Source organism: Candidatus Pantoea bituminis (assembly GCF_018842675.1).
Classification (GTDB): Bacteria; Pseudomonadota; Gammaproteobacteria; order Enterobacterales; family Enterobacteriaceae; genus Pantoea; species Pantoea phytostimulans.
Window position 1 is genome coordinate 14220 of the sequence record NZ_JAGTWO010000005.1, and the last position, 15056, is coordinate 29275.

The following is a 15056-nucleotide window of genomic DNA, read 5'->3' on the forward strand; positions in this document are numbered from 1 at the left end:
CCAAGCGTTAAACGGCTTGGGGTTATGGTGCTTTTTTCTCTGCTTTAGTCAGCAGAGAGCCTGAAAGCCGACACAGAATGTGTCAGATAATGCACTTGCTCTTCGAGAGAAGAGGAGGCGGCTGCGGATTCATGCACCAAGGCTGAGTTCTGCTGGGTCACACTTTCCATTTCAATAACGGCCTGTTCGATCTGATTAATGCCCCGACTCTGTTCATCAGAAGCAGTGGAAATATGATCCATCAAAACATCAACCTGATTGACCGAGGCGATAATGGCGCTGATCGCTTCACCGGTACGTGAAACTTGATTCGAGCCTGCTTTGATATTTTCCACGGATTCCGCGATGAGCGTTTCGATTTCTTTCGCGGCCACCGCACTGCGTTGGGCAAGATTACGCACTTCACCCGCAACGACAGCAAAGCCTCGACCTTGTTCTCCGGCTCGCGCCGCTTCTACTGCGGCGTTGAGCGCGAGAATATTAGTCTGGAAAGCGATGCTGTTTATCACGCCAATAATGTCTTCGATCTTTTTCGAGCTGCTGTTGATCATTCCCATGGTGACGATCACTTCTTGCGACACTTTCTCGCCGGTTCTCGCATTTTTCACTGCTTCACTGGTCAGACGGCTCGCTTCCTGAACGTTTTCAGTATTCTGTTTTACCGTTGCGCCCAGTTCTTCCATACTCGCGGCTGTTTGCGTCAGCGCTGCGGCCTGCTGTTCGGTACGCGAGGCCAGATCGATATTCCCGGCGGCAATCTCTTGTGACGCATGAGAAACAGTCTGAGTCGAGTGACGAACCCGGCTGATAATGTCTGTTAATGAAAGACGCATCTGTTCCATGGTCGTCATCAAATCCTGAATCTCACTGCGTGAGCCCAGTTTTACCGGTACTGGCGTGTTTAAAATCCCTTCGGCTATCTGTCCACAATGTGCTTTTGCGTTGTTCAAAGGGATCAAAACATAGTGCTTTATAAAAAACAGTACAGCGATAATCACCACCAGGAACAGCAAGCCAAAGGCGATAATTAAGCCAATGCCAAAGCTGAAATGGCTTTGCGCATCTTGGTTGAGCGCTTTCGCATAGGCTTCATGCTGCGCCAGCACCTGATCGAGTTCAATTTCATATTGCCGATCCAGACGGGCAACAGTGGCAATTTGCTCATTAAAGCGTTGTTGATTATTCGCTTCAGCGGCGTCAAGCAGGGGTTGGATACCTTGTTCACGGTAAGCCAAATAGGTTTTACGGTAAGCATCAGCCACCGCATTTTCGCCGGGAAGTTTAGGCGCATTTAAATAAGCTTGAAAAGCCATATCCGCTTTGGCTATGACGCTTTTCGCAGCATCCAGCGTATCTTTTGATTGCAGATTTTGGCTGGTTTCCAATGTTTTCATATATTCCATCAGTCGTACACGCAAAGTACGGCTGTGGTTTATTGGATCAATAATTGAAAGTACGACGCGAATCTCTTTATTAACGGCATCAAGCGATTGGTTACTTCGGTTGAGCAGCCAGAAATTGGCGCTCATGCTGGTAAAAAACACTATAAAAAGAGTGAGTAAAACAAGTAATGAGGACTTTTTAAGCGACATCTCGATATCCTGAGGAAGGGCACATGATGCAGCTGTTATCGGTTTAATTTCGCAAAGATTTAGTGCTAAAAGTTACTCATGGAGCAGATGGCAGTTTTTATCACTTATCCTTTTAAATTCAGTGGAATGCGATTTCAACGGCAGTTCGTTTTTAATGCGGCGACCCACATCGGGACAAGGTGCCTGAGTAATCCACCTCTTCAATATGCCTTTTATTAGAAATCTCCATGATTATTGTGATTTGCTTCAAAACTTCCAGCTACTAAGAGAAGATGAAAAGGTTCCTTCTAAAACGGGGATTACTAAGGTTATGGATAGCCAGGCTAAGTTTCTCGCGCGATAACGAATCGCTTGCTATCAATAGCCAGAATAAAATTGCTTAATGCATTAATTTTATAAGGAATTTATCTTTATGAATCACAGTCATCCGCACAGCAACTCGCTCTCAAAAAGCACGCTCTGGCTGGCGCTTTTAGTGGCTGTTACTTTTTTTATGGAGAACCTGGATGCAACGGTTATCGCGACAGCAATTCCACAGATGGCGAGAGAGTTTGTTGTTAGTCCCGTAGAACTGAATATCGGTATTAGCGCGTATCTGCTTGCGGTAGCGATCTTTATTCCGATAAGTGGGTGGTTGGCCGGTCGAATCGGCGCGCGAAGTGTCTTCGTGGGTGCCATTTTGATTTTCACTCTCGCCTCAGTGATGTGCGGCATGAGTAAGAGCCTGCCGATGTTTGCTTTCAGCCGCATATTACAGGGGATTGGCGGCGCATTGATGGTGCCTGTAGGGCGCATGGTGGTGTTAGGGATGACGGCAAAAAAGATATGGTTAAAACGATCGCCTTTATCTCCTGGCCTGGCTTGATCGCGCCGGTGTTAGGGCCACCGTTGGGCGGCGTAATCGTCACCTACAGCCATTGGTCGTGGATTTTTTGGCTCAATATCCCGCTGGGTGTTCTGGCGCTGATCGCCTCATTTTTCTTGGTTCCGCAAACCCGAGAAAAGGTGATCAGAGCCTTCGATATTAAAGGTTTCATTTTTACCGCGTCCGCATTTGTAATGATGATTACCGGTCTGGAGCTGATGGGGCATGGTGAAATCGACAGTGGATGTATGCTTATTGCGGGCGGTCTCATTTTCAGTATTTTAACGTTTCGCCATAGCTTCGTTCATCCCCGTCCGCTGCTGCCTTTTTCAACACTGACGATTCAGACCTTCAGAAGTGCAGTAGTAGGAGGCTCACTCTTTCGCGCCTCCATTAATGCCATTCCATTTTTGTTACCGCTGCTGTTCCAACTGAGTTTTGGCTGGAGCGCGGTTCAGGCTGGCTCTATGGTGTTGTGGGTATTCGCTGGCAATTTAGCAATGAAGCCCGCTACGACCTGGTTAATGAAACGATGGGGTTTCAGACGCATTCTGATGTGGAATGGGGTGATCAGCCTGCTGGCTATTTTAAGTTGCCTGTTATTAAGCCCATCACTGAGCTATTACGCTATTGCCGTTATTCTATTTATCGGCGGACTGACGCGTTCATTGCAGTTCAGTTGCTATAACAGTCTGGGATTTGCCGATGTGCCACAGGACAAAATGAGTGATGCATCCGTTATTTTCAGTATTTTTTTCCAGTTTAGTATGAGTGCGGGTATTGCACTTTCAGCACTGTTTCTGCGGTTATCAATGGTGTGGAATAACCATCACACACCTGCTCACGTTGATATTAATCTGGCATTCATAGGTATTTCTGTCTTGGTTCTTTTTTCCATGATTGATGTGTACCGGCTGGAAAAAGTGCAGGGCAGCAGGTCTTGGGTTAATACGATGCGTTAATTTTTCAATAAGGATGCCAGCGTGACTGATGTTATTGCCCATCTACATTCGAGCGCATTTGTGCTTGCAGTGCCTGATCTGACTAAAAGCGCAGCGTATTTCCGTGACGTTCTGGGATTCCATTTAACATGGCCAGAAGGATTAGGATGGCAACAGGCGAGCAGGGGAAGTGTCCGTATCATGTTGGGCCATTCACCCAATGCTCTTTCACCCGCTGATACCGGCGATCATAACTATTTTGCCTATCTCTATGTGGATGATGCCGATGCGCTTTATGAAGAATTTCTACGTAATGGCGCGATTCTGGTAGCGGCACCAGAAAACAAAGCACATGGGATGCGGGAATTTACCGTAGCGACACCGGATGGTCACAGGATGGTGATTGGTCAAGACTTAACCTAAGGGAGCCATTAAACCAGGTATAATGCAATCTGTTACTTTACTTAGTTACATCATTCAATATGACTTTATATAAAACAGGGTGCCTTATTCAATAACTTCACTCGTTGAAAAATATTCCAGTCCACGCTAATCAGAACAATCATCGCAACGTTAAAACAGTACTCTCGCTGCTCGAAAACCCGCTCTCTAATACATCTCTCTATCTAGACGAGAATAATTTCGTGATGCCGAATATCAGGAGTAGTGCTTCAACCTTGACAGGATAACGTGGGTCACCGTGAATGATTTGTGAGTCATTCATATATCATCGAGGCTAATTATGTGCGAGGTACTCATTATCGGGGCCGGGCCTACTGGCTTGGTGCTGGCCATCTGGTTGACTAAACAGAAGGTTAAAGTTCGTATTATTGATAAAAGCGCGGGCCCCGGAGATTCATCTCGTGCCATGGCCGTTCAGGCCCGGACGCTCGAGCTTTATGAGCAAGTAGATTTAAGCGAAAAGGTCGTTAACGCCGGTCATCGGAATCCTTCCATCAATTTGTGGGCAACAGGAGTGAGACGGGCAAGCCTCTCATTTGGAGATGCAGGCAGAGATGTTACACCTTACCCGTTCATTCTTGTTTATCCGCAGGATGAGCATGAAAGATTGCTCATTGATCAACTTACCGCGCTCGGAATAGACGTTGAACGAGAAACTGAACTCATAAAAATGGATGACGATGGGCAAAAAATTACCGCTTGGTTAAGGTTGCCAGATGGCAGAGAGGAAATGTGTGAAACACAATTTTTGGCAGGTTGTGACGGTGCGGGATCAACAGTTCGTCATCAGTTAGGTATTGGGTTTCCGGGCGGAACCTATAATAAAATATTCTATGTTGCAGATGTTGAGTTAACCGGGCTAGAACCCGCAGACGAAGTACATGTTGCACTGGACAGCGATGATTTTGTTGCCGTGCTGGCTTACGGCAAGTCGGGTAAGCGTCGATTAATTGGGACAGTGCGCGCGGACAAAATTATCGATAACAAACCGCTCACGTTTGAGGATGTTAGTCATCATGCATTGCACAATCTTAAAGCCACTGTAAAAAGCGTAAATTGGTTTTCAACGTACCGGGTTCACCACCGGGTGGCAGAACAATTCAGTAAAGGCCATGTTTTTTATTGGGCGATGCAGCCCATGTGCACAGTCCAGCGGGCGGGCAGGGAATGAATACCGGCATCCTGGATGCGATAAATCTTGCCTGGAAGCTGGCTGCGGTTATACGAACTCACGCGCCTGAAAGCCTGCTAGAGAGTTATGAACTGGAACGTCTCTCGTTTGCTCGCAAACTCGTCTCTACCACTGATCGCATGTTTTCGCTGATGACCAAAGAAGGGAGCGTTGCCACACAATTTAAAATGCATGTTCTTCCTCTGTTTGCCAGCCTGATTTACAGCTTTGGTAGCACCCGCAGCGCGCTGTTCCGAATCATTTCACAAACCATGCTGGAGTATCACCACAGCCCACTGAGTAAGGGAGATGCAGGCAAAATCAGGGAGGTGATCGACTGCCGTGGCTCGCGCCTGAAGGATATGACAATTATGTGCCGCTCAGAGAAATGACCTGGCAGATACATATTTTAGGCACAGCGACAAAAGAACTTGTCGATTGGTGTGAGGCTCATGCGATTCCGCTGCATAACATGGCTTGGAAACAGGAATATGCGGACAAAGGTTTCGCTGAAAATGCCGTTTATCTTATTCGTCCAGACACCTGGATAGCAATGGTTGATCAGCAAGGAAGACTTTCCGCCATAACTGATTATTTCACTGCGCTGGGTTTTGAGCGCGTAGCGCTGAGTAGTAAGCTGGATAAGTAATGTGAAGACGATGCGCGCCTGCGCGAGATTTGAATCCTTAACAAAGTTTCTTTGATATGGATTAAACGAATTTACAGCGAAGAACGGATTGATATCAACGCTAAACCTGATGAGCATGCCCGCTAGATTCTCATGGGTGATACGCCATCGCTTAATTGATAATCCCTGTTCACAAAAGTTTCTGTTAAATACTCGATGTTTTGTGCGCAAAAATAGTAATTGCCGACTGAAAACCCCATCAAGCTGTTTTACCTCATCCTTAAAATAAAGCAACACGCTGAAAACTGGCCAATTTTTAGCAAAAGTCACAGTAATAAAGCCTGCGTTTAAGGAAGCAAAAAAATGAAAGTGCAAAAGATCGATCAGCCCGCGTCCATTGAAAAGTTAGAGCCCTGGGGAAGCGTTGAGGGCTTACCTGATACACCGACTATTCAGCTATCCGGGCTGCAAAAAATCATTCCCGGCAAAGAGAATGTTGATACCGGTATTTTTGAATGTACAGCCGGAAGCTATCGACGCTCAGTCAAGCAAGCAGAAATCATGCATTTCCTGAGCGGCGAGGGCTCATTTACGCCAGACGGCGAAGCTACCTTGACGTTCAAACCAGGAGATTCTTTTTCTTTGAAGAAAATACCCAAGGCACGTGGGTTATCGAAACACAGATGCGTAAGCTGTATGTCATTTTTGATGCGGCCTGAAACTGCCGTTCAGTGTCATGAAGTGATATAGAAAAATACTGACATAGCGCTGGCTTACCGTTATGGCGTGTAAGCCAGCCAGAAGAATTAATTATTAGTAGACTGCAGGAAATAGTGTGCGCTTAAACCCAAGATTGGCGAGGTTCCTTGTTATCATATTTAACATAATGTTGATTATGCGCACCTTTGTTGCTACAGGGTAACGGAGTGGGCTTTTTGGGCCTGGTAGCCTTGGGCATCGCATAAAAATTGCTATGTTGTGTTGGATTACATCAAGGATGATGTGACATGCGTCGCCGAGAATGTGGGCAGGTGTGAAGCGGAGATGTGATGCTGAAAATCTACTGTGGTTGAGAAAAAAATGATTGGCAAATGGGTTAAGCAAGCATCTAAATCACATGTGACAAAATTTAGATGCCGCTGGTTAAATCTTTATGCACCAAAGCCCCCGTCAATGGTCAGTGCCGCTCCTGTCACCATGCTCGCTTCCGGTCCGGCAACCCAATACACCATGCCAGCAACTTCGCTGGCATGAGCATGTCTTTTGATCGCCATAAAGCTGTGCATCGTTTCATTCATTGGCCCTTCGGCCGGATTCATATCCGTATCAGTTGGACCGGGTTGGATCACATTGACCGTTATTTCGCGATCGCCAAAATCTCTTGCCAGCCCTTTGGCTACACCTTGTAATGCAGCCTTGCTCGTGCCGTAAGCAGTAAGCCCTTTCATCGGTATCCGATCGGCATTAACAGAACCGATAATGATAATTCGGCCACCTTTATTCATCTCTCTCGCCGCTTCGACGGCGGCAAAATAGGGAGCATGGATATTAACGATGAATAATTTTTCAATCTCATCAGCAGCTGTCTCAAGCGGATCGCCAGCACTTAATAATCCTGCATTAAACACAAGAACATCCAGCGCGCCTGCTTCGGCTACAGCATCTATCAGCGCATCACGATCAGATACATCAAGCTTGACTGCCTGACTTTGCGTTTGTTGAGCTATCGTCTGTGCCTTCTCTTCGGAACTGGCATAGGTAAAAGTAACGCGATCGCCCTGTTCAGCGAAGCGGCGAACTATCGCTTCACCGATTCCCCGGCTTCCACCGATGACGAGCACATTTCTTGCCTGACTGTTTTCATTTTCGCTATGCATGTTAATTCCTCAAATCTGAGGCGTTAATTTTTAGGCCGTCAGATTTACGATTCTCTCAATGTGTATGGCGCATGTAATTTGCAGCGAAACGGGTTTATTGCCCGCTTTTGCTGAAGCCCCGCTGGCTTTCGAGGGATGATGTGAGAAGGTCAGCACTAAAGAGTAGACTCATGGAGGTCATCTCACCAAATAGTGCGAAATAGCGTCAATCGTTGCATCAGATTGGCGCGCCAGATTGAAATAGTGTTGAGAAATAACCACATCAGCTTAGAAAATCACGCTGCAGGACTGTTTAAATTAAAAGCTTAGGGTGTTAAAGAATAGCGATTAACCTCTAAGTTTGATGATTTGTAGTAATAAGTTACGCGTAACAGCAGGATATAATAATGATTATTACATTTCATATAGAATATTGTCTTTTAAGTTAACGCATTCTGTCATGCCCTTATCTGTTCAATAGTAAATTTAGCATTGTAAAAAGAGGGGCGAAAAAAATTAAGCATTTTTATATTTCGAGAAACACTCATCCTTATTCAATGAAAAAAGCATAAACGTACATGTTATGTAATTAATGGCTATTTATGATGCTTATTTCAACACTTGCTCATGTTCTCACCACATGCGCTGTATGTAATTAATACAGCCAACTCAATAGGTTAGATATTTATCGTTAAGTCATGCATTAAAGGATGATAATGATTACTATTATGATAATATCGTGGAAATGCTGGCGGCTTGTAGACACCACGTGTGGAAAAACATCCTTTTAACGGTATATTAAATCTACGCACTACTTTAAACATCAGTGAATTTCAGGTTTTAAATGAGACCAATTATGAATCACATAGTGTATGTAGTTGATGATGACCCATCCGTAATCTCTGCGCTCAATAATCTGCTCAGCTCAGTGAATTATGACGTTATTCCTTTTTCCTCACCGCAGGAATTCTTGGCATATAACATTAATCCCACGCCCTGTTGCCTGGTTTTGGATATTAATATGCCTGGCGCTGACGGTTTTGATGTGGTCAAAACCTTAAGTGCGCGGGGCTATTCCATTCCTACCATATTCCTGACGGGTTTTGGTACCATTCCTGTGACGGTAAAAGCGATGAAAACGGGCGCGTATGAATTTTTGACTAAACCTGTTGATCCCGATCGCATCCTTGAAGCCGTGGCGGAAGCGCTGCGTATTTCTGAGGAAAATATGACCTCATCTCAGGAGAAGTTAGAGATGACATCACGGCATCAGACGCTGACGCCACGTGAAAGCGAGGTCATGATGCTCGCGATAAGCGGGCTTCTTAACAAACAGATCGCCGCAGAGATGGGCATTAGTGAGATCACGGCAAAGGTTCATAAACGTCGAGTGATGGATAAAATGAATGCGCGTTCCCTCTCTGATTTAGTCAGAACAGCAGAACGACTCAATATCCTGAATAACCGGCGTCGATAAAGGAGCCGTCGCCTTCGTAATTTTAGGTGGCGTAGGGCTCGTAACGCAAAACTGTGCCCTGGCGGGCACACGATCTTCACTGCTCGGTGGGTAACGTAAACCAGAAGACGCTGCCGAAGAGAGGACGATTTTCAGCTTCCAGCTCGCCACAATGCTTTTTGATAATGCTTTTGCTAATGGTCAACCCCATTCCCATCCCCTCTTTTTTAGTCGTATAAAACGAATCAAAAATGCGCTCATGAACCTCTTGTGTCAGGCCGGTTCCATTATCAAGCACCTCGAAGCGAATCGTCTCAGGTGTAGGATTAAAGGTTGAAAGTGTCAGTGTTCGGGTCCGATCTTCTATTGACGACATGGCCTCGATAGCGTTGATGACTAAATTCAGTAAGACCTGCTGAATTTGAATCCGATCGCAAAATATCTCCGCCTGGTTTGCCCTTAGCTGCAACTCCAGCGAAACCCTTTTGCTTTCAAGTTCCATGCGTGACAGCGACAAAATATCTTTCGCGATAAGATGCAAATTAGCCGGTGCATAGGCGGAATCGTGGTTCCGCGTCAACGACTGCAAACCACGAATAATTTCACCCGCACGTTTACCTTCATCGATAATCTCATCCAGACTCAGGCAGGCATTTTCCAGATTCAGCGGTTCACGCTTCAACCAACGGAGACTTGCGCCTGCATTTGCCACAATTGACATCAGCGGCTGATTAATTTCGTGGGCAATTGAGGATGTTAGCTGGCCTACCGTTGTGGCACGAGAAACGCGGGCCAAATCAGCCTGTGCGATGCGCACCGCATCTTCCGCTCTGCGCTGAAGCGTAATGTCTGCAATGGTGCCAAAGTACTCTTTAACCTCCGGCCAGTTATCCACCGGTTGCCCTATCCCCTTGATATAGCGACATTCACCATCAGGTCTTATTACGCGAAACTCCGCCTGCATAGTGATCCCTTTTCGAACGCTGACATTGACGAGTTCATTGATACATTCAAAATCATCAGCGTGAACACGAGTCAGGAAATCGGCCATAGACAATCGATCCTGATTTTCAGGTAGGCCAAGAATTCGGCCATATTCATTCGATACGATCATCATGTCCTGTTCAATTTCCCAGCTCCATGTGCCGGTATGGCTGATTTTTTCTCCCAACATCAATGAAGTCTGACTATCACGCAGCTGTTTCTCAACGCGACGTCTGTGAATGTTTTCTTCCAGCAGTTCGGCATACAACCGTGCAGTTTCCAATGAAACAGCAGCCTGCGCGCTGAGGGTTTTTACAATGTGTGAATGCTCTGCGGTAAAGACATCGGGCATCAGGCGATTTTCCAGATAGAGCACCCCAACCATATTGGCCTGTTTAAACATGGGCACACACAAAACAGCCGCGCCGGAGGCAACAAGATACGGATCCTGACTAAACGGGCTAAATTCTTCAGGTTTGCCCGTGCGAATCTCCTGCCCTGTTCGAATCACAGCAGAGAGCACTGAAAGCGGTAAATCTGTCGCTGCGGGTCTTTCTCTCGCTATTTTTACTCGAACGCCATCCGCTGTCGCTTCTGCCCACGCTTCTGTTTGCGGAATATTGCCATCCAGCACGCGAATCAAATGGCAGCGTTGCGCACCTGAACGTTCAAGCAACATCCTCAGTAGAATATGAATCAACCGATCCAGATTAATCTCTTCGGTTAAAGCCCGAACCGCCGTCACCACACTTTCAAGATCCTGGATCGATTCATCCTGAGCAAAAGGAATGGTCGCAAATGCACTACTTTGCCCCTGCGTGGTCAGATGCGGATGGCTCTGCTCAAGCAGACGAACTTTGGCAATCGCTCCCCAGTTTTCCCAACCGCTCATCGCACCTTTAAAATAGGCATCTGCGGCGATATCTAATTTAAAACTTCGGGCGCAGTGACCTGCCAACTCATTGGCCAACGCATTGATGTGGGTAAAACCAGCCTGGCGAGAAAGCGCAATCGCCGATTCATACTGCGCCAGAGCAGGCCCTAATTCGCCGGCAAGCCTTGCCAGTTCTGCTTTGATTAACGCTTCTTTATCTGCAAACAGCGCCGGGTTGAGCGCTACCCATTCAGAAATGACGTTAAGATGGCTTTCCGCTGCACGGTAACTTGAAGGATTGTTTGATTCGTGACGCATTGACAAGGTATGAGAAAGCGCGCTGTAGAAATGCAGATCCATCAGATAAATATATCCCGGCACCGCACTGATGAGCTGTGTTGCGAGATCGAAATAGCGCAAAGCGTCTGAATATTCACTGGCATAAAAATGGGTCATCCCGCGATAGATCCAGGACCAAAATTGCACCATCGCTTTCGGCCCGGACATGAGCCCCGGCTCACTGCCAATTAACGTTTCAGGATACCAATCAAAACCGGTGAATGTGTGCCCCGTTCCGTTGCGTAAATGCATCACAAAGTACTTCTGCATTAACAGAACGTTTTCAACATCTGGATAATAGGATTTTTGGGTAAAGGCCAGACCACGTTCAATTGAGGTCAAGACGGATTCCAGATGATCGCCGCGCGTCAGATAATTCATGATCTGATGGCGCAACGCGAGGCAGGCAAAGGAACTATCGCCATGCGCAACAGCCACATTAAAACTTTGCTTTGCGCAATCAATAGCGAACGACAAAGGTTGCGTCCAAATCCCCACTTGATCGAGGGGTAACAGCGTCCGGGCTTTATAGCGGGTAAAATCATGCTGTTCCGCCAGTTGTGTAGCCAGCAGACCGCATTGATAACCAAAGTGATACGCTTTGTAGCGATCCGAAATCAGCACGCTAAACCATGCCAATCCAAATGCTGAAGCGCCCGTTAATCCATGGTCCAGCGTCATTTCCAGCATCTTACACACCAACAACAGGTGCAGCTGCGGACAATCATAGGAAGAGGCAAAGATGGTGCTGGCCATCAAATTCAATACCGACTCTTTCTCACGATCCGTGATCAAAGGCAGCGAACCTAATATCGCTTCGGGGTCGTCACCTAACCGGGTTTTAAGCGAATGCCAAGCCGCGTGACATTCAGCATCATCAGGATAACGATTGAAATGCAAACCAAATACCGCGAGCCAGGCAAGCGCCGTTTCTAAGGCTAAATAGTTGTCTGACTGGCGCATATGAATCTCAGCTGACAAGCAGGCAGCGGCAGATTTTTCGGTCAGATTGCCCGGCATACTTAACAACTGCGTGCAAAGCTGCTGAGCCTCGCTGAGATTCCCTTGCAGGAATTTGCAATCTGCCTGCTCCAGGCTTATGGCAAAATCATTGCGTTGAGTAAGTTGGCCATTCAGTGTGTGTGCCGTCTGCAAATAACGTAATGCCGAGGTGTAATCCCCTGCTCGCTTTGCTTGTTGAGCCGCCATAAAGCTAAGTTGATAATAATTTTTACTCTGCATTGACGTCAGCGGAGCGTCACACATCAACGTAATGTGATGCACGGCACGGAACAAGGTCTCGTTGCCTTCAGCCCGCCTTGCAGACTCCGCTAACAGGCAGGCAGCTTGTTGATGTAGGCGAAGCTTTTGTTTAAAGCTAATCAGTGAAAATGCGGCATCGTGAACGCGATTGTGGCTAAAAGCATATTCATCGCAGGTGAGCGTGATAAATTTTGCGCTAATGGCAGGCGCAAGCCGTTCCTGAACCTTTAGCACACTCATGCCAAGAATTTGACTGATTAAAGCGAGATCGCCGTTGCTGCCTAAACAGGCAAGGCATCCTAAAAGCTGGCGCGCCGACTCCGGCATCCTTTCGAGCTGCTTTACCACAATACTCGCGACATTATCTGTGTACTGGCGAGCTTTCAGGGCTGTGTGATCATAGTGCCATTTCAGTGGGTCTTTACTGTAAAAAACCAGCCCATCCTCTACCGCCTGCCTGAAAAATTCCCGAATAAACAGTGGATTGCCGTGCGTTTTTTCATGGATAAGTTGAGCCAGCTCAAAGGTGCTACTCGCTCGGGTATGCAGTGCGCCAGCGAGCCAGCGCGACACCGCTTTCACCGAAAGGGGTTCAGGCGTAATGTCCATGACGCGCGCGGCTGATGCTCGTATGCGGGTAAGAAAGCCTGCAATCAATGGGCAAGGCATCGATTCTGCATCTCTGTGTGTAACAACCAGCATGAAAGGAAGATTTTCGTTGCGCACAATCAACGTTTCCAGCAACTGCAAGCTGGCATGATCTGCCCAGTGAATATCATCGATCAACATCACCAGTGGCCTGCCGGGCGTGGCAAATGCGTTGAGTAGGCGACAAGCCATTTGATTAAAGCGTTCACGCGCATCCAGCGTGTCCATCTCTAAAACAACCGGCGCACTGATATTGAGCAGTTGTTTTAATTCAGGCACCAGCTCTACCGCCAAAGCAACGTAATCATCGAGGTAATGTAAAAGCCGCGCTTGCCACGCTTTAACATCCGCTGCGGATAAACCAAGCAGATATAACGTCACCCTACGAAATGCCGACGCTAATACCGAGTAAGGCACAACCGGTGAATGCTGATCGGCTTTGCTTACCGTCAACAGGATGTGTTTGTCCTGCAATTTTTTCAGTGCGGTCGCGATAAGCGAAGACTTTCCTGAGCCCGGTGCACCGCTGATCATCACCAGCGTTTGCGTCGAACTGCGATGCACATCCTCCAACGCATGAATCAATATTCGCGCTTGCGGATGGCTGGTAAAGAGCGTTTCAGCACGAAAATTCGTCGTGAAACGCTCCTGTAAGCCAGGCGTAAACAGCGCAATCTCATTTTCGGCCGTTAACGTCGCCTGGCAGCGGCGAAGATCCGCGATAAGACCGTCAATAGTTTGATAACCGTTCGCCGGTGATTTCGTCATCAGCCGCAGCAAAATAGCGGACAACATCGGTGGCACATCGGCTCTGACACACTCCGGTGGGCGCGGTGCCGTCGCAATATGATGGTGAATCCATTCCGCCTGCCCTGCATCGGGAGAGCCGAAGGGCAACTTGCCGGTCAGCATTTCATACAACACAATGCCAAGGCTGTAGAGATCGCTGAGGCTATTTACCGGATTGGGCGTGCGTCCGGTATGTTCCGGCGACATGTAGGCTAACGTGCCGCCAGAGGCACGAAAGGTATTCTTCAACAGTGAGTGAGCCGCCGTGGAGGCCAGGCCAAATCCACCAATTCGGTAAGAGCCTTGATCATTGAGGAACAGATTGCCGGGTTTAATATCGCCATGCACGATGCCCTGATGGTGCAATTCACTCAAAGGAAGACAAAGCTGGATGGCTTTTCGCAGGTAATCACTGATTTTTTCGGTGGGCGTACCTATGATTTGTGCCAACGTTCTGAAGGGAAAAACCGGATAAATCAGCGAATAGCGGCCATGATAGCGTGAGTGGCCAGAGGGTTTTACCGCCCATAGTGAGGAAAGTTGAGTAGAAAGAGCGAACTCATTTTTTAACAACTGCGTGCTCTGAAATGCCACCTCATCGCTGGCAGCTGTCGCCAGGATAAACATCTCTCCGACAGAAGGCGTGCCAATATACCAGGCAATACAACCATCTTGCGTCAGCAAAGTGAGTTTGGCATCGTCTGAGAGCGTAATGCCCTCATCGTCGTTCTCGGATGGAATGACAGAAATGATACTCATCAGCGTGCTTCCCGTTGAGATAACTCGCTACGAATCAGTGTCAGGAGCGTATCAACATCAATCGGTTTGCGCAAAAAGGTTAATGCGCCGAGCGCGATGGCATACCACTGCATGTTTTCTTCTTGATCGGCCGAGATGAAGATCACCGGGGGCAAAGCCGATTTTTTCTTCAACTCTGCAAAAAGTTCAAAACCACTCATTCCTTTTAAGCGGATATCGAGGATCAGCATGTCGACGTCATCAAGCGCAGTGTCATCGCAGAGCAGCTCTTCGCCAGACGCATACGCCCGGGTGGTATACCCATCAGAATGCAGTAAATTGCTCAGTCCGCTACGCACTGAGCGTTCATCATCAACGATGACAATACGATGAGACAGCATCATGCTGTTATCCTCTGATAATCCTCACGCGTGCACGAGGATGTTCCTT

9 protein-coding genes and 2 pseudogenes are annotated in these 15056 nt (G+C 47.4%); 6 read left to right on the forward strand and 5 right to left on the reverse strand.

Annotated elements, in window-relative coordinates; translation table 11 throughout:
• Positions 1–44: 44 nt before the first annotated feature.
• Positions 45–1592, reverse strand: coding sequence for a methyl-accepting chemotaxis protein (locus KQP84_RS22590; protein WP_215848385.1), 1548 nt, complete (start codon positions 1590–1592; stop codon positions 45–47).
• 412 nt (positions 1593–2004) lie between these two features.
• Here KQP84_RS22590 and KQP84_RS26325 point away from each other — a divergent pair, with 412 nt between their 5' ends.
• From KQP84_RS26325 to KQP84_RS22605, 4 genes and pseudogenes are all read left to right on the forward strand, one after another.
• Positions 2005–2457 carry an MFS transporter gene (locus tag KQP84_RS26325; protein ID WP_370661509.1) on the forward strand — a complete coding sequence of 151 codons (453 nt, stop codon included), beginning with the start codon at positions 2005–2007 and terminating at the stop codon, positions 2455–2457.
• Positions 2418–3419: an MFS transporter gene (locus KQP84_RS22595; RefSeq protein ID WP_370661510.1), complete on the forward strand. Its 1002-nt coding sequence runs from the start codon at positions 2418–2420 to the stop codon at positions 3417–3419. The genes KQP84_RS26325 and KQP84_RS22595 overlap by 40 nt, the downstream gene beginning before the upstream one ends.
• A 21-nt stretch (positions 3420–3440) precedes the next feature.
• Complete coding sequence (locus KQP84_RS22600; protein ID WP_309140186.1) at positions 3441–3821, forward strand: VOC family protein; 381 nt, start codon at positions 3441–3443, stop codon at positions 3819–3821.
• 319 nt (positions 3822–4140) lie between these two features.
• Positions 4141–5423, forward strand: a pseudogene (locus KQP84_RS22605) (FAD-dependent monooxygenase).
• A 17-nt stretch (positions 5424–5440) separates the two neighbouring features.
• Here the strand turns inward: KQP84_RS22605 and KQP84_RS22615 are convergent.
• Entirely contained in the window at positions 5441–5989 is a 549-nt protein-coding gene (locus KQP84_RS22615) for a hypothetical protein (protein WP_215848388.1), read from the reverse strand.
• Positions 5990–6022: 33 nt separating this feature from the next.
• Here KQP84_RS22615 and KQP84_RS22620 point away from each other — a divergent pair.
• Positions 6023–6378, forward strand: a pseudogene (locus tag KQP84_RS22620) (cupin domain-containing protein).
• 432 nt (positions 6379–6810) lie between these two features.
• On the opposite strand, the gene bdcA reads toward KQP84_RS22620, so the two are convergent.
• Complete coding sequence (bdcA, locus tag KQP84_RS22625; RefSeq protein WP_215848389.1) at positions 6811–7536, reverse strand: SDR family oxidoreductase; 726 nt, start codon at positions 7534–7536, stop codon at positions 6811–6813.
• Positions 7537–8371: 835 nt separating this feature from the next.
• Between bdcA and KQP84_RS22630 the strand changes: the two genes are divergently transcribed.
• On the forward strand, positions 8372–8992 hold the full coding sequence (locus KQP84_RS22630) for a response regulator transcription factor (protein WP_215848390.1): 621 nt from the start codon (positions 8372–8374) through the stop codon (positions 8990–8992).
• Positions 8993–9068: 76 nt separating this feature from the next.
• On the opposite strand, the gene KQP84_RS22635 is transcribed toward KQP84_RS22630, so the two are convergent.
• Both KQP84_RS22635 and KQP84_RS22640 read right to left on the reverse strand, forming a co-directional pair.
• A complete protein-coding gene (locus tag KQP84_RS22635; protein ID WP_215848391.1) occupies positions 9069–14627 on the reverse strand; it encodes a trifunctional serine/threonine-protein kinase/ATP-binding protein/sensor histidine kinase in 5559 nt (1852 codons plus the stop codon).
• Entirely contained in the window at positions 14627–15010 is a 384-nt protein-coding gene (locus KQP84_RS22640) for a response regulator (RefSeq protein ID WP_215848392.1), read from the reverse strand. Before KQP84_RS22640 ends, KQP84_RS22635 begins: the two co-directional genes overlap by 1 nt.
• Between the last annotated feature and the right edge of the window lie 46 nt (positions 15011–15056).

Bases quoted from the DNA above. Each gene is read 5' to 3' on its own strand.
- KQP84_RS22590 (WP_215848385.1), bottom strand. From the start codon at position 1,592: ATGTCGCTTAAAAAGTCCTCATTACTTGTTTTACTCACTCTTTTTATA.
- KQP84_RS26325 (WP_370661509.1), top strand. From the start codon at position 2,005: ATGAATCACAGTCATCCGCACAGCAACTCGCTCTCAAAAAGCACGCTC.
- KQP84_RS22595 (WP_370661510.1), top strand. From the start codon at position 2,418: ATGGTTAAAACGATCGCCTTTATCTCCTGGCCTGGCTTGATCGCGCCG.
- bdcA (WP_215848389.1), bottom strand. From the start codon at position 7,536: ATGCATAGCGAAAATGAAAACAGTCAGGCAAGAAATGTGCTCGTCATC.
- KQP84_RS22630 (WP_215848390.1), top strand. From the start codon at position 8,372: ATGAATCACATAGTGTATGTAGTTGATGATGACCCATCCGTAATCTCT.
- KQP84_RS22635 (WP_215848391.1), bottom strand. From the start codon at position 14,627: ATGAGTATCATTTCTGTCATTCCATCCGAGAACGACGATGAGGGCATT.
- KQP84_RS22640 (WP_215848392.1), bottom strand. From the start codon at position 15,010: ATGATGCTGTCTCATCGTATTGTCATCGTTGATGATGAACGCTCAGTG.